21 protein-coding genes and 1 pseudogene are annotated in these 22,066 nt (G+C 46.6%); 7 read left to right on the top strand and 15 right to left on the bottom strand.

Annotated features, from left to right (window positions below; all coding sequences use genetic code 11):
• From N0B36_RS21895 to N0B36_RS21885, 3 genes are read left to right on the top strand one after another with little or no spacing between them, the layout of a single operon-like run.
• Complete coding sequence (locus N0B36_RS21895; RefSeq protein WP_259688949.1) at positions 1-1,008, top strand: hypothetical protein; 1,008 nt, start codon at positions 1-3, stop codon at positions 1,006-1,008.
• Positions 1,005-4,031: a molybdopterin-dependent oxidoreductase gene (locus N0B36_RS21890; protein ID WP_057102344.1), complete on the top strand. Its 3,027-nt coding sequence runs from the start codon at positions 1,005-1,007 to the stop codon at positions 4,029-4,031. Before N0B36_RS21895 ends, N0B36_RS21890 begins: the two co-directional genes overlap by 4 nt.
• Before the next feature lie 9 nt (positions 4,032-4,040).
• Entirely contained in the window at positions 4,041-4,622 is a 582-nt protein-coding gene (locus N0B36_RS21885) for a hypothetical protein (RefSeq protein ID WP_057102345.1), read from the top strand.
• A gap of 119 nt (positions 4,623-4,741) precedes the next feature.
• Here the strand turns inward: N0B36_RS21885 and N0B36_RS21880 are convergent, their stop codons facing one another.
• The gene (locus N0B36_RS21880; RefSeq protein WP_057102346.1) at positions 4,742-5,176 is read right to left on the bottom strand and encodes a dual specificity protein phosphatase family protein; all 435 of its coding nucleotides are present in this window, start codon (positions 5,174-5,176) and stop codon (positions 4,742-4,744) included.
• Between the two features lie 1,502 nt (positions 5,177-6,678).
• Between N0B36_RS21880 and N0B36_RS21875 the strand changes: the two genes are divergently transcribed.
• A complete protein-coding gene (locus N0B36_RS21875) occupies positions 6,679-6,852 on the top strand; it encodes a hypothetical protein (RefSeq protein WP_156485358.1) in 174 nt (57 codons plus the stop codon).
• Between the two features lie 231 nt (positions 6,853-7,083).
• On the opposite strand, the gene N0B36_RS21870 is transcribed toward N0B36_RS21875, so the two are convergent.
• The 3 genes from N0B36_RS21870 to N0B36_RS21860 form a co-directional block, all read right to left on the bottom strand.
• Positions 7,084-7,308: a hypothetical protein gene (locus N0B36_RS21870; RefSeq protein WP_057102348.1), complete on the bottom strand. Its 225-nt coding sequence runs from the start codon at positions 7,306-7,308 to the stop codon at positions 7,084-7,086.
• Between the two features lie 109 nt (positions 7,309-7,417).
• Positions 7,418-7,897 carry an arsenate reductase ArsC gene (locus N0B36_RS21865; protein ID WP_057102352.1) on the bottom strand — a complete coding sequence of 160 codons (480 nt, stop codon included), beginning with the start codon at positions 7,895-7,897 and terminating at the stop codon, positions 7,418-7,420.
• Between the two features lie 4 nt (positions 7,898-7,901).
• Positions 7,902-8,273 carry a helix-turn-helix transcriptional regulator gene (locus N0B36_RS21860; protein ID WP_057103093.1) on the bottom strand — a complete coding sequence of 124 codons (372 nt, stop codon included), beginning with the start codon at positions 8,271-8,273 and terminating at the stop codon, positions 7,902-7,904.
• A gap of 106 nt (positions 8,274-8,379) precedes the next feature.
• Here N0B36_RS21860 and N0B36_RS21855 point away from each other — a divergent pair, with 106 nt between their 5' ends.
• Positions 8,380-9,816, top strand: coding sequence for a glutathione synthase (locus tag N0B36_RS21855; protein ID WP_057102349.1), 1,437 nt, complete (start codon positions 8,380-8,382; stop codon positions 9,814-9,816).
• A gap of 875 nt (positions 9,817-10,691) precedes the next feature.
• Here N0B36_RS21855 and istB read toward each other — a convergent pair.
• The 4 genes from istB to N0B36_RS21835 all read right to left on the bottom strand — a co-directional run bounded on the left by istB (position 10,692) and on the right by N0B36_RS21835 (position 14,254).
• Entirely contained in the window at positions 10,692-11,489 is a 798-nt protein-coding gene (gene istB / locus N0B36_RS21850; RefSeq protein WP_001750026.1) for an IS21-like element helper ATPase IstB, read from the bottom strand.
• On the bottom strand, positions 11,489-12,661 hold the full coding sequence (istA, locus tag N0B36_RS21845) for an IS21 family transposase (RefSeq protein ID WP_086530015.1): 1,173 nt from the start codon (positions 12,659-12,661) through the stop codon (positions 11,489-11,491). Before istA ends, istB begins: the two co-directional genes overlap by 1 nt.
• 370 nt (positions 12,662-13,031) lie before the next feature.
• Positions 13,032-13,994, bottom strand: a complete 963-nt coding sequence (locus N0B36_RS21840) for a hypothetical protein (protein WP_086530014.1) — start codon at positions 13,992-13,994, stop codon at positions 13,032-13,034.
• Positions 13,991-14,254 (bottom strand): hypothetical protein, encoded by a 264-nt coding sequence (locus N0B36_RS21835; RefSeq protein ID WP_057064853.1) that lies wholly within the window; start codon positions 14,252-14,254, stop codon positions 13,991-13,993. Before N0B36_RS21835 ends, N0B36_RS21840 begins: the two co-directional genes overlap by 4 nt.
• 313 nt (positions 14,255-14,567) lie before the next feature.
• Here N0B36_RS21835 and N0B36_RS21830 point away from each other — a divergent pair, with 313 nt between their 5' ends.
• A complete protein-coding gene (locus N0B36_RS21830; protein ID WP_004118349.1) occupies positions 14,568-14,747 on the top strand; it encodes a type II toxin-antitoxin system ParD family antitoxin in 180 nt (59 codons plus the stop codon).
• Positions 14,734-15,031, top strand: a pseudogene (locus tag N0B36_RS21825) (type II toxin-antitoxin system RelE/ParE family toxin). Before N0B36_RS21830 ends, N0B36_RS21825 begins: the two are co-directional and overlap by 14 nt.
• Before the next feature lie 178 nt (positions 15,032-15,209).
• Here N0B36_RS21825 and N0B36_RS21820 read toward each other — a convergent pair.
• The 7 genes from N0B36_RS21820 to pcoA form a co-directional block, all read right to left on the bottom strand.
• Complete coding sequence (locus tag N0B36_RS21820) at positions 15,210-15,644, bottom strand: hypothetical protein (RefSeq protein WP_004118347.1); 435 nt, start codon at positions 15,642-15,644, stop codon at positions 15,210-15,212.
• A 215-nt stretch (positions 15,645-15,859) separates the two neighbouring features.
• On the bottom strand, positions 15,860-17,260 hold the full coding sequence (gene pcoS / locus N0B36_RS21815) for a copper resistance membrane spanning protein PcoS (RefSeq protein WP_057064175.1): 1,401 nt from the start codon (positions 17,258-17,260) through the stop codon (positions 15,860-15,862).
• Complete coding sequence (gene pcoR / locus N0B36_RS21810) at positions 17,257-17,937, bottom strand: copper response regulator transcription factor PcoR (RefSeq protein ID WP_001188930.1); 681 nt, start codon at positions 17,935-17,937, stop codon at positions 17,257-17,259. The genes pcoS and pcoR overlap by 4 nt, the downstream gene beginning before the upstream one ends.
• Before the next feature lie 54 nt (positions 17,938-17,991).
• On the bottom strand, positions 17,992-18,870 hold the full coding sequence (gene pcoD, locus N0B36_RS21805; RefSeq protein WP_306799027.1) for a copper resistance inner membrane protein PcoD: 879 nt from the start codon (positions 18,868-18,870) through the stop codon (positions 17,992-17,994).
• Between the two features lie 55 nt (positions 18,871-18,925).
• Complete coding sequence (gene pcoC, locus N0B36_RS21800) at positions 18,926-19,306, bottom strand: copper resistance system metallochaperone PcoC (protein ID WP_086530012.1); 381 nt, start codon at positions 19,304-19,306, stop codon at positions 18,926-18,928.
• Between the two features lie 39 nt (positions 19,307-19,345).
• The gene (pcoB, locus tag N0B36_RS21795; RefSeq protein ID WP_170926235.1) at positions 19,346-20,236 is read right to left on the bottom strand and encodes a copper resistance outer membrane transporter PcoB; all 891 of its coding nucleotides are present in this window, start codon (positions 20,234-20,236) and stop codon (positions 19,346-19,348) included.
• A gap of 5 nt (positions 20,237-20,241) precedes the next feature.
• The gene (pcoA, locus tag N0B36_RS21790; protein ID WP_086530010.1) at positions 20,242-22,059 is read right to left on the bottom strand and encodes a multicopper oxidase PcoA; all 1,818 of its coding nucleotides are present in this window, start codon (positions 22,057-22,059) and stop codon (positions 20,242-20,244) included.
• Between the last annotated feature and the right edge of the window lie 7 nt (positions 22,060-22,066).

Genomic DNA, 22,066 nt, shown 5'->3' with positions numbered 1-22,066 from the left:
ATGATGACGACCATTTTAAATATTGCACATCAATCTCCATTTGGCTTGCTTTTTATTAATTACTCGTTATTGTTAGGTGCATCAGGAGGTCTCGCTGTTATCTGGTCCTTCCTTAACTGGGGGAGTCAGTCAAAGACTAACCTTTTACCTGTAGCATTGGCTTTTGCATTAGCGTTTGGAGGTATATTAAATGTATTAGCAGAGGTACAACAACCCGGCCGGTTAATTTATGGGTTTATATATGGTTGGGAACACTGGTACGGTTCAATAATAAAATATGGCGTACTGATTTTACCCCTGTTTTGCCTACTACTAATCCTGCAACTCACGCCATTAAAGCTGTCTGTTTTTGTTGATAAATTAACGAAAATCCTTCTTATAGGAACTGGGATATTTTTAGGGATGTACTCTGGAATATTCATGACTAATGAACATGGTATTGCACTCTGGAATACACCACTGTCTGCAGTCTTAATGTTACTTAGTGGACTTTATACTGGATTTATAGCCTACAGTTTAGTTTCTAAACATAGTAATGAACAACCGGCAGTAATTTCATCTTATTGCGGGCTTGGTGTGATGCTTATTACTATGTTTATCTTATTGCTATTCACCTGGTGGGGGCATGTCTTTGCGGGAGAAACTATTAGCGCCTCCTTTGGTTTACTTGATTCTAACTATTTAGCAACGCAGATAATTACTGTGGGAGCGTTAGTTTTAGCTTGCGTTATGATTTCTGTAATTAAATCTAAAAATAAACTCCACTACACAATTATCATTATTCTATCTGCTATCTCTGCCTGGGGTGTTCGTTTTCTTTTGTTGGTTGGGGGGCAGGGAACGAGTCGTAGCAGTGCCGGAGTCTTTACTTATCACCCCGAACCAAAAGAATATTTATATTCTGTTGGTAGTATATTTTTTATGGCAGGTATTCTTGCTTTAGTCATATTGCTTTATGAGAATTTCCAACACAAATATCCGGCACAGACAGGAGGAGAAATTAAATGAACAGACGTCATTTTCTTACAGGTTGTGCCGCGCTAGGTGTAGGTGTTGGTGCCAGTATTTATGGCAAAGTATTTTACCGTGCAGGTACATTCTCAGATGCAGGAGAGCAAGCAAAATCAACCTTTTATGGTCAGTCAACTGAACCCGAATGGTTGCTTGATAAAGAAACTGGCCAGCATGTTATAAATCCCAATTATATGGTACGTCATTCTGTATGTCTTCAGTGTCATGGAGAGTGTGGACTGAGAGCCAAAGTGAATCGTAAAACCGGAAAACTGGAACGCTTACAGGGTAATCCATATCATCCGAACACATTGATTGACTATAAGGATATGAATATCCCGGTGGTGGACACAGCCAATACCCCTGGTACACTGTGTGCCCGAGGGAACGCGGGTCTACAAACAGCTTACGACCCATATCGACTGACAGTTCCCCTGAAACGCTCTGGCCCGAGAGGAAGTAATAAATGGGTACCTATTGAGTGGGAAAAACTGATCGATGAAGTGGTCAATGGTGGAAAGATTTTCGCTGATACAGGTGATGAGGCTAGTCAAAACCTTGAGATAAAAGGATTCCGGGCATTATACGAAAAACGTGATGAATGGATTGATGATAACAATCATGACTTAGGGCGAGTATCTAATAAGCTTGTTATACAAAGCGGACGTATTGTTAAAACGCGTAAAGATTTTCAGACGCGCTTCGCGAAATCCTTTGGCACTGTTAATAATTACGAACACACCAATATATGCGAATTAAGCCATCACATTGCTACGAGTGCTGTATATACTGGGCATAATAATTTTAAAGCAGATCTTTGTGAGTCAGAGTTTGTTTTGTATTGGGGAACCGCGCCTGGAGAAGCTAATTTCCCTATGCAGACATTAGGGAAATACTCAGCAGAGGCGCGTTCAAAGGGCTGCAAAATTGCTGTTATTGATCCAGTATTACCACGAACTATAACGGATGACCCAAATATGTTCTGGCTTGCTCCGCGACCAGGCACAGATGGTGCTATCGCAATGGGAATGATAAGCTGGATCATAGAACATAATCGCCATAATACGGATTTTTTAAGTTATCCAAATCAATCTTCTGCCAAAAATGCAGGTGAAACTTGTTTCACGGATGCCAGTTACCTGATTATTACCGATGAAACACACCCTAATTTTGGGAAATTTATTACATCTAGTGAAGCTGCCTTGGGGGACAGTAAAGACAGTGTCGTAATTAATCTCTCTGGCATTCCGGAATTAGCGGAAAAATGTGTTAAAGCAATGCTGGATTATAGCGGAAATGTTAATGGCATAGGAGTTGCTACAGCATTTCATTTATTAAAGACATCAGCGAGTGATTATTCTCTAGAGTATTATGCCGATATCAGTGGTGTTCGCGTTGACGATATTGTCAATTTAGCTGATGAGTTCACTAAACATGGTCGGAAAGCATCCACAGAGTTTTATCGTGGAATTGCACAGCACCCGAACGGTTACTATACAGGTTTTGCAATAAATCAGTTGAACGTCTTAATCGGTAATTTGAACTGGAGTGGTGGTGGTTCCCTCGGGGGAGGTGGATTCCCTTATGACAAGGGAGTATATGACCTGACTGCTATTCCTTCTTTGGTGCCAGCTCAATTTGGTATAAAAATTACACGTGAAGATGGTTTTCGTTATGAAGACTCTACTGAATTTAAGACAAAGGTTGCTCGTGGCGAACCCCCCTACCCAGCTAAAAGGCCGTGGTTCCCTTTCACTAAAGATATTTTCAGTGATATCTTGCCTTCAGCACTGGAAGGTTATCCGTATACAGCCGACATTCTGTTGTGGCATATGTGTACACCTTTATACAGCGCTCCAGGCATGGGTAAAGAAGATATTATTCGAGGGATTTGTGACCCAACAAAAATACCATTAATTATTGCCAGTGATATTGTCGTTAGTGATACCAGCATGTATGCAGATTATATTATCCCTGACATTACATATCTGGAACGTTATGTCCAGCATCCGATGCTGGAAGCAACAATGGTCAAGGGGACTGCTGTACGTTATCCCGTTATCGAGCCGTTGACTGGAAAGAATCAAGCGGGACAACATTTTTGTCTTGAGACTTTCTTTATTGATATAGCTTCGAAATTAAACATGGCTGGGTTTGGGAAAAATGCAATTCCTGACAGTAATGGAACTCTATGGCCTCTCGAAAAAATGGAGGATTACTATCTGAAAGGTACTGCAAACGTTGCTTATAGTGGAACACCAGTATCAGATGCAACTGAGGATGATATAAAAATTGCCGGTCTTGAAGATTACCAGAAGAAATATTCCAGTAGTCTTAAGTCTGATGAATGGAGAAAAGTACTATTTTTAATGTCACGCGGTGGTCGTTTTGAGCCAGTGACTACCAGACGGAATGGTACGCAATTGAAAAATCAATTCAATAACCGTATCAGAATGTACAATGAAAAAATTGCTCAGGGTCTAAATAGTTTTACCGGTGAACGTTTTTCAGGAACTGCACTTTGGCAACCATCCCTCACTATGATGGGGAAAAAAGTGGATGAGCTCGATCAGGGCAAAGGTATGGATTTTACAATATTGACCCGAAAAAGTGCACTTCAGACGCAGTCCCGATTGTCTTCCAACAGTTTTATCCGAGAGATACAGCCGACAAACTGGGCTGAAATTAATACCGAGGATGGGAAAGCTCTTGGTTTGAAAACCGGTGATAGTGTATGGGTCGAAACTGTTGAAGGGCGCAGGCGTTGTGAAGTAAAGCTCAGAGATGGTGTTGCACCCGGAGTGATCAGCTTTATCGTTGGCTATGGCCATTGGGGCTACGGAGCAACTGATATTGATATTGGTGGGAAGCGAATTAAAGGCAGTAAAATCCGGGCTGCGGGGATAAATTTAAATCCAATTATGCGACTGGATCCAGATGTATGGGGGATGCCGCTTATGGATCCAATTGGTGGCAGTAGCAGTTTCTTTAATACACGAGCTAAAATTATCAAAGCGTAGGGGGCAAGTATGTGTGAAGTGGAAGAGTTGAGAAGAACCTGTGATATTGCTGGATCCTTACTACTCAAAAGCCCTGAACAAGAGCTTATTGACTGGATAAAGCAATGTACAGGGCAAAACCTTGCGATTAAAGAATGTCAGCAGGCGTTTTATGACTATTTCTGCTTCCCACAATCTGGTTTGTTTTGTCCACCCTATAATCATGTCTTCAGTAATGGCTTACGTCATGGAGACATCTGGCAATTTCCTGCAGCAAGCTTTGAAGGGGGAGCAGAAGAAGAAGACTTCTATCAAAAATTCAATTTTGCTCCCTCTATGCTTAACATCAAATTGCCGATGGTACATAAACATGTTCCTGGTGACCATTTTGGTGTGGAATTGCTTTTTATAAGTTGTGTGCTGACAAATGAAAATTTAAACACCCCCGATACCTGGAGCATTTTAAAGGGATTTATATGTGCTCACTTACCTGGTCTGAAAGGGTATACTCATTTATTAGGCAGTCAAACTGATCCTTATATTAAAGTTGTAGCTGAATGTCTGGAGGAGTGTTTATCAGGACTTGATTATTTACTATCGATTGATTCTTGAATCAAAATGTAACTACATAGATATTTTCAGAAATAGAGCCAGTCTAAAATATTAATCTGGCTCTCAGTGCTTACCTGGCTGGCACATTACCTGGTATTCTGTGGCGATTCATAATTTAGTCAGGCAGGATAAAGGAGAGTTAATGCCTCATATTGAATTGGTTTAATATTCAATACTGGACGTTTTGATTTGGCCAGTTCTACGGCCTCTGGTAAAGATTTGCAGATCTTCAATTCCAGTAAAACTCCTGCTGCTACAGTTCCTGTTCGCCCCCTGCCTGCACCACAATGAAATGCAACCTTTTTCCCCTTTTGATAGGCATCTACTACAGCAAAAATCGCTTTATGAAACAGTTGCTCCTCAGGCTCTTCAGCATGATCACTTAATGATATATGCACCCATTGCACCTCTGGTTGATGTGCAGCACAACCCGTCGATTCAGCACGTAAATCAACCACCACTTCGATCCCATCTTCATCTACCATTTGCTGGATATCATTTACACCACCGCAGTAGATATGCCCAGGTAATAGGGCGTGATATTGCTTACTCATTTACTTTTTTAGCTCCTGAAAAATATTGGTGAATTTTTACCTGCTAAACATTCCAAACAAACCTGTTTGACTTTAAATATGATTTAATCCTTTTACCTTTCAGTTAAAGAAAAAAGACAAAGAATAGAATTTTAACATCTCAAAAACATATAGTTACACAGAGTGTTATTTGATCACCTTTTTAAGGTAGTAGTATACTAAATATTGAATAAGCGCACCTATTAACAATATTGCATACATGTCGGTATCAAATAATGCAGTGTTTCCTAACATATTATCATAGAATGTGAACAATATCCTAGTTGATAAAATACCAACTACGGTAGATATAATCAGAGCAATTGCATTAATTTTCAAAACACACTCCCAGTATTTTTACTATTGGATACATAACTGCCCTCAGATTCAGTGTCCCACATTAGTTGAATTTGATTTTGTAATGAAAGACTATCAATTTTATAAAGTGAAAGGATTAAAAACCCGGATGCGAGTAATTATCTTCTATTCGATACCAACAAAGGCGTATTAATTATCTTTATCATCACCTTCAACTAAAGTTGGAGCCCTTTATTTATTGCTCCACCAGGAAACACGAGACAATCCTCGCCTGACATTTTTCTACAATATGTAAAGATAAAATCAATACGCGGACCACTCGAATGCTGAAAATCCTGCATATGTTACACTCTGTAAAGTATCAGTATTGCCCCCTGACCTTTTAGTATGCTGAGTGTCATGGGGTGAGGCGAACTGGCCGGATTAGAACCGGCACTGAATGCTTAAAAAATGCCGTCACTAAGCAGGTTCATTAATACCTCCGCAAAGATGATTTGTGCCGAGTTACCAGAACACAAGAAAAGAACACTGTACATTGTGTTCGTCATTGCAACGCTTTACCCTTCATTTTCAGACGGTCATAGGTTAGCAGTTCAAGAACCAGTGGTCATTTTGCTGCTAATACATCGCTAAATGTTATTGCTCTGCTGTCGCAGGACAAAGACCCCCCTATCCTTTCAGTTGGGGGCCTGCACTTATGCTGGTCATAGCGCGTTAAATGTCGCTTCAGCCAGACTAGAATGGAACGATAGGAATTCTCGGTACAAAGAAAAAGATGTTCCTCTCATCACCAAACAAATCTGAATAATCATATGTATACCATGCCTTTTTTAACGAGTTAAAGACAATCCATACTGCCACCAGATATCACTCAGACCGACATATGAGTGTAAATACTGTATAACCTAACAGTGAAACGCCAGCATCCCAATTTATCTATTAATAGTAAGGTAACTCGCCACTTTAGCATTCCGAAGATGTCAGCAACTGTATCGTATTCATGCCTCTGCCCTCAGCTTTTTGGAAAGCGGAAAGGTGGAGAACTGCACATTCTTACTCCGTATGTGGACATCTGATTACAGTAATCGCTGCCCAGAAATAGTTAACAACATATCTGTAAAATCGAATGTATTCAACTATAATTTTGATAAGCGACTAAGGGGGCGATGATGCATATCAACAAGATAGTTGGCTGGCTTTTTGAAAGTATGCCTGAGTGCCTGTTTAAGTCATTATCTGAACCTGTATTCTCGGAAATTGATGGCATTGTACAAACAAACATGTTGAAGGCATCTTGGATGCAAGATGCCATGCGCAGTACTGCCGAAAAAGATGAGTAGCAGAAAGTAAATCTCTAATTGGTTTGATTGGCAGTGGAACGTAAATATTCCTGTTATGTTTAAAACATCAAGGGAATGATTTAAATGTAACAGGAAGATACACAATTTAAATTACAGTCTCCTAGCTGCTGCCAAGTCGCGTGAGAGAGAGGCTTCAGCAGAAACGCTCCAGGCGGTGTCTGGTTAGACTGGATGGGGGATGGATCCCTCACATTGAATATAATTAAAACATTATTTTTTCCCCTTACTTGCGGCACTATGAAATACAACTTTTTTCCCTTTTTGATTGGTATCCACCACAGCAAAAATCGCTTTACGAAACAGTTGCTCCTCTGGCACTTCAGTATGATCACTTAATGGTATATTCACCCGCTGCATCTCAGGTTGATGCGCAGTGTAACCCGTCGATTCGGCACGTAAATCAACCACCACTTTGCTCCCGTCTTCATCTACCATCTGCTGGATATCATTTACACCACTACAGTATGCCCAGGCATTAGGACGTGTTATAGCTTGCTCATTTATTTGTTTCTACACCTAAAAGACCATAAAAACGGAAAAATTCTTAACCTATCAAATTGCCGATACGATCCAGTTCAGCTTTAAACATGGTTTTATCTTTTTGCAACTCAGCCAACGGAAGAGTAAAAAACGCCTCGATGCGTGCTCGAAGGATGGTATATGCCTTTATAAAAGCCGCATTAATCTCCTCATCTGTACCTGTAACACGAGCCGGGTCATCAACCCCCCAATGGCTTCGTAGTACAAGTCCCAAATAGGTAGGACAAGTTTCATTTGCTGCATAGCCACAGACACTGATTACGATATCTGGTACCAGTGGCAAACTTTCCCACGATTTACTGTAGCAACCTATGGTGGAGATGCCTTCATGTTGCAGCAAAGCAAGTGAGCGAGGATGTACATGCCCGGTTGGATGACTTCCTGCACTCATGCTATGCCAGCCCTCCGGTGCAAGATGGTTGAACGTTGCTTCAGCCAGAATGGAGCGACAAGAGTTACCGGTACAAAGAAATAATACGTTCATAAAATTAGCCCTTATTTTTTTCTGGGTGAGAGCAAAGGACATCTGAAGATGTGCAATTGAGCTCCGTGTGCAGAGATATGCATTTTTCCGGATGACCGGAGCAACATTCTTCTGTCAGGAAGGAAATCAGTTCCAGCATCAAAGTGATATTCGCCCTATAGCGCTGAAAACGACCTTCTTGTTCAACTGAAAGCAATCCGACACGTGTCATCGCTTTGAGATGAAACGATAAATTATTTGGAGCAATGGCAAGGCTTGACGCTATTTGCCCGGCGACCATGCCCTGTGGCCCGGCTTTCACCAGCAAGCGATAGATATCCAGTCGGATGTCAGAAGCCAGGGATTCAAAAACTTGAGTTGCAGTATCTTTTTTCATAATTCAATGCTACAAGAACTATTGAAGTAATCAACCAAATTTTATAGTCTAGGAATCCTGGTAACAATGTTTAATGATACGTCAGGTAATAATCAGGGGACGTAAAATGAATACTCTTGACCTTCAGAAAATCAAGGATGATGCGGTCGAATGGGCCTTAACACATGGTGTCGCCTTTAAGGAATCGTCGTATTCTGCAGTGCATACCCCGTTTACCTTGACGCCAACGCCTATCAGGCGGGAAACCTATAAGCTTTTACAAAACTTAGCAAAAATACTCAGCAAATTAATCTATTCAGTTTCTGAGAATCATGATTTTTTATACGATGCCATTTATCCCATCAAAGCTGGGAATCCCTTCTTTTCAGCTTTACTGAACATGCATCAACAAATCCATTCATCCTCAAGCACAGCTCCCCGGCTACCATTGCTCATTATGCGTAGCGACTTTATGGATGATGTTCACGATGGCTTTAAGCTAATAGAGTTCAATGGCATAGCCGCCGGTATGGGGCCATTTGGTCAGCGGACACACGAGCTACATCAATATATACAAAGGCAATGGTCAACTACTTATTCTGAATGGTCCCACCAGGCAAAGGGAATACTTGTCGAAAACCATGCCATCGAAGGGATATCAGCAGCTCTTGCCCGGGCTACATTCAGAATTAAACAAGAGTTCGAAGATCCAGGCCCGGCCAGATTCTTGATGATAGTGCAAGAACATGAAAACAACGTGTTTGATCAGCACTTGCTTGAGCTAGCCCTTCAGCAAAAAGGGATCGAAACGCATCGCAAAACTTTTCAGGAACTTCATAATCAATTGAGAACCGGTGACAAAAACAGGCTAATTCTCAACGGTGTAGGACCACTTGATACTGTCTACTTACGTGCCGGATATCAATACTCAGATTATGAAGCCGCCAGCCTCAATGAGAAGGAGTGTTGTCAGGCGTTAATGGCTACACGAGTACTGATCGAGCAGCACCGAGTTGCGGTTAATGCAACAGTCGCTCAGCAGCTTGCGACAAGTAAGCGGGTTCAAATGTTGCTCTCTCACTTGGGGCTCGATGAGCTGGTTGCTTTCGGATTGAAACCGGAAGAGGTTAACACCATAAAAATGGTGTTGGGCGAAATGCTTCCTGTTAACCCTCATACTATCAACATCGTAAAAGAGTCTCCTTCTGATTCATGGGTTCTCAAAAATCAGGGTGAAGGGGGTGGGCATTGTCTGTTTGGTGCTGATATCCAGTTAAAACTGGCAAAGCTTGACCCGCTGCAATATCAATCGTGGTCGTTCATGCGTCGATTACATCCTGCCCCGCGATCGGTACCCTCTCTGGTTGTCCGTAAAGGGGAGTTATATCAGATTACTGATCTGGTCAGCGAATTAGGAATTTTCTCCGTTCAGATAGATAACTATGCAGCTAGCGCTGAGCCCTGTTTTGCTGGGTATTTGATCCGTAGCAAATCAGCAGAGTCAACTGAGGGAGGAGTTCATAGTGGACAAGGTGTTTTAGACTCGCTGGTATTCAGTGATTAATTCAGTAAGCCACTTCACTTCAGAGTGCTATAAGGTAACGTTATAAGCGTAAAGCCACTGTTGTCTGTGAGTCTGATTCTTGGATTGTTATCTTAGAGCTCCGTTTAATTCAGAAGGAGCTCTTTTTGAAATCCCATCTGAATTAACATTAAGCGATTACACAATCAGTCAAAGTTAAGTTCAGATATTTGCTGGTCAGGAAATTTTAAAATTCCGTTGCGAGAATGTCCCCCGCAGAAACCTCTTTAGAATAAAAGGATTATATTAACTATTATTCTTTTTCTATACAAAACTAAAAACCTACATTTACTTGTGGTTTTTATTTAACTCAATGTAACTATATCATTTCAAACAAAATATCTCCTTTATTGCATCTTTTCAATTCCGATGGCACCTCATACCTTCCGCCACAGCTACATCATCGTTAGCCCATGAACGTCATTCAGACCCAGGCCAGACATAAAATGGTAGTTTATACACAGGCGTTTGCGCTGGATATGGCGGCCGTGCTGTTCCCAGTGACAGGTATAATGCCGCGCAGATACATCGGCCCCTATTACGTGACAATGTCACTCATCACGGTTTATATAATCTGTAGTGAGCAGAACATTCCGCGTTGATCTGAAAAAATGCTTAGGTGGATCTTTTGCGGTCGACATGCTTTTGAGTTCTAATGGCGTGATATTGCCAGCCCATACAAAGGGAAAGAGAAATGATCCAGCAACTGCACAAGCGGTCTGATGTTGAGAAAAAGGTCGCGGCCGGAGAGGCTGTTAAGGAACAGCCACGGCAGGCAATCAGGGACACAGTCACCGGTGTCAACGCCACGATCTGTGACCGTTATTTGCCATTTTCATGCCCGCTAGATGCTTTCTTTAATGATGCTGTCCGCTTTCCGCCATTTCATCGTCACTGATTGGCGTTGCGTTTTTGGCCAGCACTCCAGCTTTGCGTTTCTCCTTTAACCGGTAACTTTCTCCTTTGATATTCAGTGTGGTTGAGTGATGCAGCAGCCGATCCAGGATCGCCGTTGCCAGTACGTTATCTCCGAACATCTCTCCCCAGTCTGCGAAGCCTTTATTTGACGTCAGGATGATGCTCGCTTTTTCATATCGACGGTTCAGTAGCCGGAAGAACAGGCTGGCTTCCTCTCTGGTCATTGGCAGATAGCCTATTTCATCCAGGATCAGCACCCGGGCATAACTCAGTTGCTGTAGCTGACGCTCCAGTCGGTTTTCCTGTTTCGCTTTCATCAGCGTTGCGATCAGTCTGTCCAGTGGCATGAACAGTACCCGATGCCCTGCATCCGCCGCTTTCACGCCGAGAGCAACGGCCAGATGGGTTTTCCCGACACCTGGAGGACCCAGCAGGATCACATTCTCGCAGCGTTCCACGAACGCCAGACCGGCCAGCTCCCGGACAACCTTACGATCGATGCCCGGCTGGAAGGTGAAGTCGAACTGCTCCAGCGTTTTGACCCATGGCAGACGCGCCTGCTTCAGTCGTGACTCCATGCCGCGCTGATGTCTGCCGTTCCATTCCTGCTGCAGCGCCATGCACAGGAACTCCCGGTAGTTCAGCTCTTTTTTAGCCGCCTGCTCCAGCAGGTTTTCTACGTGATAGCTCAGATGCTCCATTTTCAGGCGACTCAGCAGCGCTTCAAGTTCATGCATCACAGCAACTCCTCATAAGCACTCAGTGGTCGATGTTCTACCATGCTGACCTGCTTCCAGAGCGGGGCATGATGTTCCGGCACTGTCTGCCAGCCGGACGATGCTGAGCAGAGACGATGTGATGCCACCAGTTGCTCATTACTGTAGATCCGCAGTTCATCATCCAGCGATATTCGTATCGAGACCGGCTGGCCACACAGCGTTTCGGGAACGCTGTAACGATTGCCGCCAACTTCGATATAGCTGTCCCAGGACACATGGCGGATGTCGAAGTAGCTGGTATCGAAGTCCGTATCCGGCAACGGCTGCAGATGCTCCTGTTCCAGTGCGAAGCGCCGCTCTGGTGTTTGTCTGAACTGGCGAAGCTCCCGTTTATCAGCAACTTCAGCCATCCACTGCTCCAGTTGCTGGTTTACATGGGTGACGCTGTCGAACCTGCGGTACCGGACGAAGAAGTTCTCCTTAAGATATTTCACCATCCGTTCCACTTTGCCTTTGGTTCTGGCCCTGCGCGGACGGCGGGCCCGGGGCAGGAAGTCATAGTGGTCGGCCAGCAACAGGAACCCGGAGTTGAACACCACTTTCCCGTTGTTATTCTTCAGTACTGCGGCTTTCTGGTTATCAACCAGCACCGTTTTCACACTACCACCGAAGTAGCGGAAGGCGCGAACCAGTGACTCGTAGGTGTGCTCAGCATCCTGCTTTGGCGCGGCGAAGACATGGAAGCGGCGGGAGAACCCCAGCGTATTAACCGCGAAGTTAACTTTGCACCGCTGCCCGGCAACCTCCACCTCGACTTCGCCCCAGTCGTGCTGGAGCTGATATCCTGGCTGGGTTTCAAAGCGGACCGTTCTTTTTGATGGCCGCATTTTACGTTTGGGCTGGATGTAGTAACGCAGCATGGAACGTCCGCCCGTATAGCCCATTGCCTTTATCTCTGCGAGGATAACCTCGCTATTCCAGACATTCTCTGCCAGGCGCATGTCGATGTAATCCATAAATGGTTTCAGCTTAACCATTTTGTGGCGGGTCTTTCTGGCTGGCGGTTCAGGATATTTGAGATAGCGTCTGACAGTCCGTTCAGAGCAACCCACCTGAGTCGCAATATCGACAATGTACGCACCCTGCTGGCGCATTTGCTTTATCATGTAAAAGTCCTCTCTGCTCTGCATGTTGATGTCCTTTCTGGTGTGAGAACCTTAAGGAAACAACATGTTGGGTGGAGCGGACAATGCTAATGGTGATTTACCGTCTTATATCACTGGCGCTAACATAAGGCATCACGTACTTCCTGACATCGGTTAACAAGGTGATTATTCACCGGGTTCAATTTTCCGGATACTGCCCAAATCAAGACGCTTTGAACTCCAGACGCCGCTTCCGACGGCTGCACCGGTGGATTTTCTGAACCGCAGACCACATTCAGTGACCCACTGGGTTCTGGTTTCCCGGAGTCTGACCTCTCGGGGCCGGTAGCATTCTGTTATGATCCCGACGTGCGTCATGGGCTGCCCATTAATCTGTACCATGATGTGAGTGGCCTTATCTGACGGACCGGCAAACGTTCTGCCAGCGGATTAGGCGAATGAGCCGGGAAGCCTGGTCCGGCGTGAACCCGAATCCGTCCAGCAACTCTGTCAGCAGCGGGCCGGCATCCTCTTCATACCGATCCGATCGAAGGACACCAGGGGTCCCTTCCACCGTTTTCGCCAGTGCCAGAAAACGTTCCTGCAGCGGTTGTTCCTTATTACGCCAGCCGGGCTTCACTGCCTTAAGGTGCTCCGGGTTTGTGGCGGACAGCCCCTGCACATCGTGTTGTCGCAGTGCCCTGAGCAGGTGCCGGTACCAGATTTCCGTCGTGTCTGCAGCCTGTCCGCCGGGAAACTCTGCATTCTTCAGGACAGGTGTACCCTGTTCAGGCGCGGTGCTTTCGTTGATCTGCAGGCGGATATCAATGCCGGCATCGTGACAGGCCTGCAACCACTCAGCCACCTGCAGGGGGTCGCCTTCGAGGCGCGTCACCTGCCCGGCCGTGTTCCACAGCTGCAGGCAGGTGGTGCCGTCGAGACGGATAACGTAGTCGCCCCGGCACGACAGGTGCCAGCGACCGTCCAGCGCCACCGGCCGGTCGTCACCGAACCTGTCAGACTCGTATACCGGCTTTATCCGGACCAGGGGCAGAACCCGGACCTCTGTCGCGCGTTGCTCCGCCAGGACACGCGCCTGTTCGTCAGCCAGAAGCGGGGCGGCCAGCGCACGGCCGGCGTCCGTCAGCTCGACGGCCAGCTGCAGGTTCGGGGCGCGCAGGGTGCGCAGCCAGCCTGCGGACTCCATACGCCGGCAGGAGGCGCGCAGGTTCGGCCCGTACACCGGGGTGTCCCCGCCCTGCTCCAGCATCCGCTCAATATCCCGCGTGGCCACCGGCCCCGGACGTTTCGCACCGAGGGCGGCCAGCACAATCAGCACCCGACGCTGCAGCGGTGACGGTCGGCGCGCCTGAGTCATTGCTTATCCGTCTCCGGCCAGATGAGTTTTCTGAGACGCTGATGATCGACGTCTATGAGCGCTTTGGTTTGTTCGTATTTTTTCAGTGGCGCACCAGTAAGCGCCAGTTCATACCAGAATCCCAGCAGGGTGCTGGCCTTACTCGATTCGCTGATATATCTAACGCCCTGGCTGTCCAGCTCGCATTCCCGGATACGTTCTTCCGCTATCCGGGTCAGCTGCTCATAGCTGAGTGAAAAATTCACTTCTTTCTCATCCATCCTGCACGCTCCGTCTGATAATGTCCGGTTAAGTGTAAAATCATACTCAGTATGATTTAGTACTCAATGTGTAAACATCATATCAGGTATGATTGTCTGATTAATGATAAATATCACACTCAGTATGATTTTATGCGATGGGTTTGATTATCATATCCTTTGCGTGTTTTCCGCTGCGCAGATCCGAAAATTGGCTAAGTCGGATCTCCAGACTGCAGCAGGGTTGTTTTGAAAAAATGCCGGAGATGGAAGCAGCGTAGTAAGCTGATTTAATGATGTAAGAATAAATCTTACATTAAGATATGGAGGGGTTATGGCTCGTACGATGACGGTGGACGTGGGTGATGAGCTGCATGAAAAGCAGGCTGAATCCAGACTTCAGGAACTGCGCGATCTGCTGGCCGAAGGGATCAGCAGCGGCGAGGCGAAACCATGGAACAAGAATGCATTCCTGAGGAATGTCAGGGCCAGGGTGGCTAATGAAAGAGATTGAGCTGACACCCAAAGCAGAAGAGGATCTGGAGGCCATCTGGGACTACAGCTTCAGACAGTTCGGGGTTGTTCAGGCGGATGCATACATCGGCCGTATAGCTGCAGTGTTTGATGTGCTGGCCATGCATGATATCGGCACGCATCGTGCAGAGCTGGGAGACGATATCTGCACACTGCCGGTAGAACCGGCATACGATCTATTTTGTATCATCACATTCTATGGTTACGGTCATTCGTATTCTCAGCCAGTCTCAGGATACGGCGCGACATGCACCCTGGAGATGACCGGGGAACAGGATTCTCAAACAATATAAGTTAATTGTGAGGTCGACATGACCAAAAAAAACATTGTGTATGGACTCTTTCATTATTATTCATTTCGCTTATAAAAAAACGCTCCCGGACGGGAGCGTAAGCCAGTGACTTCGGCGTCAAATGAGGGTCTGACAAGTGGAGCTGCGGGTTAATTCTGGGTGATCTGGCTGCGATGCTTTTCCGCCTGTTGCTGATGAATAACGGAAGACTGGCCATTATTCGCCTTCTCATGCACAACAGCGGCTTTCTCATGCTCGCTCATTTCGGAAAATGGCTTAGCAGTTTCTTGGGTGTTCTCAGGTTTGGCTTTCATCATTTTTTTATGCATTTCAGCCATGTCCTGATGGGCGGCAGAATTGCCGTTTTGCATCATTTCATGGGACATAGCGGCCTGATCGTGACCGCTCATATCCATCATTTTCATGCTCTCCCCCTGAACTGCACTTTTTTCAGCGGATGACTGCATCTGATGGGCAGGCGCCTGGGCATTATTTACCTGGTCATGCATGTTCATTGTCTCTGCAGCCCAGGCAGATGAAGCGACAGCCATCATGGCAATAAAGGATACAAGGATCTTTTTCATGGTTGGGTCTCCGGTGTTTTCATACCCGAACAATCAATGCTTATAACAGAGAAAGCATTTGATCTCAGGGCTGGTTAATCATCACGCCAGGAACCGGGCGATTGAATTATCACGCTGTCCTGATTTATGACTGATTATAAAAAACCGCTTCTGTTTATCGCGTGACTGAATGATGACATTTTTGTCACCTTCCGGGTTTCTCCTGAATAACGGTATTAATCCATTAACAGACGCACACTGAACACAATTTTCCGCCCCTGCTGTTCTGCTGACAGCTCGCCGCCGTGAGCATGAATGATCGACCTTGTAATTGATAATCCCAGCCCCGCGCCTTCCGTGTTGTGAACCCTTGATGAGTCTGCGCGATAGAACCGGTCAAACAAACGTTCCAGATTAGCGGGAACCGGGCCAGACATCGTATTCGTAATCATCACGTTCACACAGTCACTGTCACGCTCAAGGTGTATCGCTGTACAGGTGTTATCGGGAGAATACTTGATTGCATTGGAAAGCAGGTTACTGAAAGCACGTCGCAGCATATCGCTGTCTCCGGCAACAACGCCCTCTCCTTCAACCGTGATTGTCTTTCCTGTTTCGTCTGCCAGGGGCTCGAATAACTCACGTAATTCATTCAGTTCGGCTGCCAGATCCACATCATGTTTATCCAGCTGCAGCAGACCATGCTCTGAACGTGCCAGAAAAAGCATGTCACTGGTCATTCGTGACAACCTTTTCAGTTCTTCCAGGTTAGCGAATAAAATTTCGCGGTAATGCGAAACATCCCTTTCCTTAGCCAGTGCAAACTGCGTCTGCATCATCAGATTACTGACTGGTGTGCGCAGCTCATGCGCGATGTCAGACGAGAAATCTGACAGTTTCCGGAATGACCCCTCCAGGCGATCGAACATATTATTGAACTCCTGCATGGTCTCAGAGATTTCCGGCGGAGCCAGATCGGGATTAAGACGCTGATCCAGGCTGTGTACGGTCATGGAGGAAGCCAGACTGGTCATTTCCCGTAACGGTTTCAGACCAATACGTGTGGTCAGCCAGCCCAGAAAAACAGAAATAAAGACCAGACCGATATTGAACCAGAACAGCCAGGTACTGAGTTTGTCCATAAACAGGGTGTGATACCCAGTATCCGTGGCAACCGTAATGATGAAATGTTTGCTTTTACCCTGTTCCGGCGTCACGGCAACCCGCCGCGAGATACTGCGGTACACGGTGTTATTTTCTTCCGTCTGGATCATATAGTCGAGAATATCACCCGACTTGTTAAGCAGGACCGCTGGAACAACAGAATTTTTGGCATAGAGTTCAACAATTTTTTCATTTTCCATGTTTTTTATAGAAATGAATAAACCATTGTGCCCCACCATCGCATCGTTTATTTTTTCTGATAATGACTTAATATCCGTTTTGTTCCGGAACGTCTCTGTTTTAAGAAACTCTTCGGTGAGCTGAAGTTTACCTGTCAGAAAATCGCGGTCCTGATTATCGAAATAGCCATTCAGGGTACTCACCAGCATAAAACTGGATAACCACCATACCGTAAGCATCACTGCAGAAAAAATCAGGCTCAGGCGCGTGGTCAGGGAAATTTTGAACCTCACTCTTCTCTGATCTCCAGGACATATCCGGCACCGCGAACGGTATGGATCAGTTTTGGCTCAAAGTCATCATCAATTTTACTTCTCAGGCGTCTCACTGCCACATCAATCACATTCGTATCACTGTCAAAATTCATGTTCCAGACCAGGGACGAGATAAGGCTTCTGGGTAACACTTCTCCGGTACGTTGCAGCAGTAACTCAAGCAGAACGTATTCTTTACCGGTGAGATGGATCTTCTTTCCCGAACGGATCACGGTCCGGCGCACCATATCAACGGTCATATCTGCTATGGTGCAAACTGTGGCTGCCTGAGAGCGGGCGCGTCGCAGCAAGGTTCTTACACGTGCAACCAGCTCGGTAAAATCGAAGGGCTTAATAAGATAGTCATCTGCGCCAAGCTCCAGCCCTTTCACTTTGTCCCGCACGTTATCCTTTGCGGTTAAAAACAGGACCGGTTCTTCATGCCCGGACTCCCTCAGTGCGCTGATGATTTGCCACCCGTCGAGGAAAGGCAGCATCACGTCCAGTATTATCAAATCATACTGTCCCTTCGACGCGGCCCCGAGACCGTCGCGGCCATTATTAAAGAGATCGGCCTGATAACCTTCCTCAACCAGTCCCTGCTGAAGGTAACGACCTGTTTTTTGTTCGTCTTCAACGATTAAAATACGCTGCATGGTCAACTCGCTGATATGAAAGTAAAAATCTCACGCATGAGCTTTGGCTGTCCCCTAGCTGATCTGAGACGGAGCAAGCATTCCAAGCCACGCTACGGCGCCCAGAATGATAATCGCAACAACGAATTCTGTCAGAATGCTGTTTCGCATCAGGGCAACGCTGCGATCATAATTCCCTTCCCTGACCATAACTTCAAGCCGGGGACCCAGGTGAAACCGGTTTGCTGCAGCCAGAAGAAGCATCAGAACAAACAGAGCCGTCTTAGCAAGCAATATCCCCCCCCAGGAGCTGTTGAATAAGGGGGTTAAGTTACCCTCAGCAATGTACAGATAGTTGACGAGCGCACTCAGGATCAGGGCTACAACAATCACCGTTCCTGCCGTGGCAAATTTTGCCAGGGAGTCAGATATCACAATGACGCTCTGTGCATTATGCGCGTTTCTGCGCATCAGCAGGATAGCAAATGCAACCAGAGCACCTGTCCAGGCACCTGCAGCGCCGAGATGAGTCAGATCGCTCAGTAAATGGAGATAGTAATGCAGACCGTCATGCATGACGGCGTGTCCTCCCCAGGCAAGTGTAGCCAGCGCCACGCCCCCACTCATCGTCATCAGCAGGCAGGACAATACTCTCTTATTAGTGTAAAGGAACAAAGCACCGAGTGTGGTAAACAGGGCACAGAGCCTGACAATCCAGCTAATACCGACATCCGTTTCTTCTATCACCATCTCGATAATATGGATAGATAATTCTCTGAAATCAGTTACTCCGCTCATGGCATTAGATACCAGGAGCATATTAATGCCAGTAAGAATGATACCTGCAACAACAGCAAAGGTTATAAACGACCTGAAATTAGTCAGGTTATACGTTTCATGTCTGACACTGCTTATTCCATATATCTGAAAAAATGGCAATCCAAATATTACCATCAAATCAAGATAAAGAAGAAAACGAATAACAATCATAATCAGGTCATTCATAATATTACTTCACTGTAAAAGTGTAATTGCCGGTAATAGGGTGTGTATCTGCAGAAACCGCGCGCCAGTCAACACGATAAGTGCCGGCTGGCAGAGGTTCTCGTGGGATAATGACCATTGATTTAGGGTCAGCGCCTGGTGCCACTTTTGTCGCGACTGGCATTGGCGAATGGGATGACATGCCTTTCATCCCGGTCATTGTTAATTTAGCCCCTGAGAATTTCACAGTCAGATCTTCTGTGAAATTAAGCTGGATCTTTTCCGGGGCCGCTACGGCTGAATCTGCCTGCGGGACAGAACTTTTTAATTCAGGATGGGCCATAGCAGAGAAAGCAACGCCCATAACGAGGCCACCTGTAAGAATGGCTTTATTTAAAATCGACATTTTATTTACCTGTTTAGTTGAGTGTTTTATATCAGTGCGTTAAAACCAGATTCTGGCTCCCGCCAGGAATACTACCTGATGGTCTTTCTCACCTTCTCTTTTCGCCATATCGGATGTTTTCCCGTAAAGTTGATTCCAGGAAACGCCTATATAGGGTGCAAACTCACGGCGTATTTCATAGCGCAGCCGGAGCCCCAGCTCTGTGTCAGTCAGTCCCCTGCCGCGACCCCGCGATTCATCATCCTGACTGTAGAAATTCACCTCATAGGATGGCTGGAGTATGAGCCGGTTAGTCAGTAAAACGTCGTATTCTCCTCCCAGACGAAGGGCTGCTTTTCCACCATTACTGACAAAACCCGTAATTTCAGACTCAAAATTATAGAGTGCCAGCCCCTGAAAACCGACAGCAGCCCAGGTCTGGGCAGAAGCAGGTCTGAAATCCTGCCTGACACCCGCAACCAAATCCCACCATGGGCCAACCGCATGTCCCCAGAGTAACTGCGCTTCAGCCGCCTCCGTTTCCCCATTGCTTCGTTCACCTTCGCTCTTTAGCCAAATCCGATCTGTGTCGCCTCCAATCCAGCTGTTAACACTCCAGCTGAAATTGTTGGTGTTATCCGACCGTTGCCATTCCAGTTGATCCAGCAGAACCAGATAATTAATCGCACTGTCGTGAATCGCATGCCCCTGTAAATTGCCGAATGCAGCCTTCCGGTCGGCATCGGTAACAGGCGGAATTGGCGTTCTGCTCTCAGTTACAATGGGCTCCATTGACGTCATCTCAGTGAAATTCTCATCTGCTGGCATCTGCATGGCAGACATGTCGTGCCCGGCGTGGGGATCTGCAGAGACGGAGCCCGCCGCAATAGAAAGCTGTGAGGTAAACAAACCGGCGACCAGAACAGGTATGGCGTTCAAATTTCTCTTCATTCGCATCATTCCTCCACCCGGACTTCACGAAACATTCCCATTTCCATGTGATAGAGCAAATGGCAGTGATACGCCCAGCGTCCAAGAGCATCAGCTGTCACTCTGTAACTGCGTTTTGTACCTGGGGGAACATCTATTGTGTGTTTACGAACCATGAAATTACCGTTTTCATCTTCCAGATCGCTCCACATACCATGCAGGTGAATGGGGTGAGTCATCATGGTATCGTTGATCAGCGTGATCCTAAGTCGCTCACCGTATTTCAGCAGCACCGGTGCGGCATCTGAAAACTTGATTCCATTAAATGACCAGGCAAACTTTTCCATGTGGCCGGTTAAATGTAGTTCTATGGTGCGGCCAGGTTCACGTCCGTCAGGATCCTCAAAGCGGCTTTTCAAATCCGCGTACGTGAGAACCTTTCTTCCGTTATTTCGAAGACCAATACCCGGATCGTTTAATTTCGGAGAGACGCTCATCGCCTGCATATCAACCAGTGGGTTATCCGTTTCTGACGCAGGATGACTTTGCATACCCGGCATTCCGGCCATCTGGGAATGATCCATACCGGCCATGCTGCTGTGATCCATGGGCGCGGAGGATGTCCCGCTATCCGGAAGGTCAGCACCGTCCATAGACATCATCTCTCCGCTGTTATCCATGCCTCCCATCTGGCTGTGGTCCATTCCTGCCATATCATGTCCCATTCCTCCCATACCCATATCTTCCATGGTCAACAGAGGACGGGGATCGAGGGGGGGAACGGCAGCACTTAACCCCTCTCTCGTGGCCAGTGTCCCCCGAGCGTAACCGGTCCTGTCCATGGATTGTGCGAAGATGGTATAGACCTCACCCTGAGGCTCCACAATGACATCATAGGTTTCGGCAACGGCAATCCTGAATTCGTCAACGGTAACCGGGTTTACATACTGGCCATCTGCAGCCACGACCGTCATTTTCAGCCCGGGGATACGGATATCGAAATAGGTCATTGCCGAGCCGTTGATAAACCGTAAGCGTATCTTTTCACCGGGACGGAACAGTCCGGTCCAGTTTTTCAGCGGGGCCTGCCCGTTCATGAGATAGGTGTAGGTGTAGCCACTGACATCCGCGAGGTCAGTCGGATTCATTTTCATTTCAGCCCACATTTTCCGATCGGCAATGGTGGCTGACAGCCCCCTGGTATTCACGTCGCGGAAAAAAGAGCCAACGGTTGGTTTATTGAAATTGTAGTAATCCGACTGTTTTTTTAATTTTTTCAGCAGGCTGTGAGGATTTTCATCGGTCCAGTCAGACAACATGACCACATGCTCACGATCGTAAGCAAACGGTTCTGGCTCCCTGGCATCGATGATAATGGCACCGTATACCCCCTCCTGTTCCTGCAGACCGGAATGGCTGTGGTACCAGTAAGTCCCGTTCTGCTTAACCTTAAAGGTGTAAACGTAGGTATCATCAGGCTCTATGCCCCTAAAACTCAGCCCCGGAACACCATCCATATTGGCCGGAAGAATAATGCCGTGCCAGTGAATGGACGTCTGTTCATTAAGACGGTTTTTGACCTTCAGGGTAATGGTGTCACCTTCTTTCCAGCGAAGAACGGGCCCCGGCAGGCCTCCATTGATTGTTTTGGCCTGACGCTCACTGCCCGTGATATTGACGGCCGTTTCACCAATGGTCAGGTCAAACTGAGTACCCTGCAGGGATGCGGCAACTGGCAGGCTCAGACTGGAACGCGCATTGAAACTCCATACGCCAAGACTTCCGGCTACGCCAGAGAGGGTTAACCCCTTCAGGAAAGTTCGTCGAGACGTTTTCAACAGCATGCGCGTT

The organism is Citrobacter sp. XY323 (assembly GCF_025106035.1).
Taxonomy (GTDB): domain Bacteria; phylum Pseudomonadota; class Gammaproteobacteria; order Enterobacterales; family Enterobacteriaceae; genus Citrobacter; species Citrobacter braakii.
This window is presented reverse-complemented; position numbering and strand designations above follow the sequence as displayed.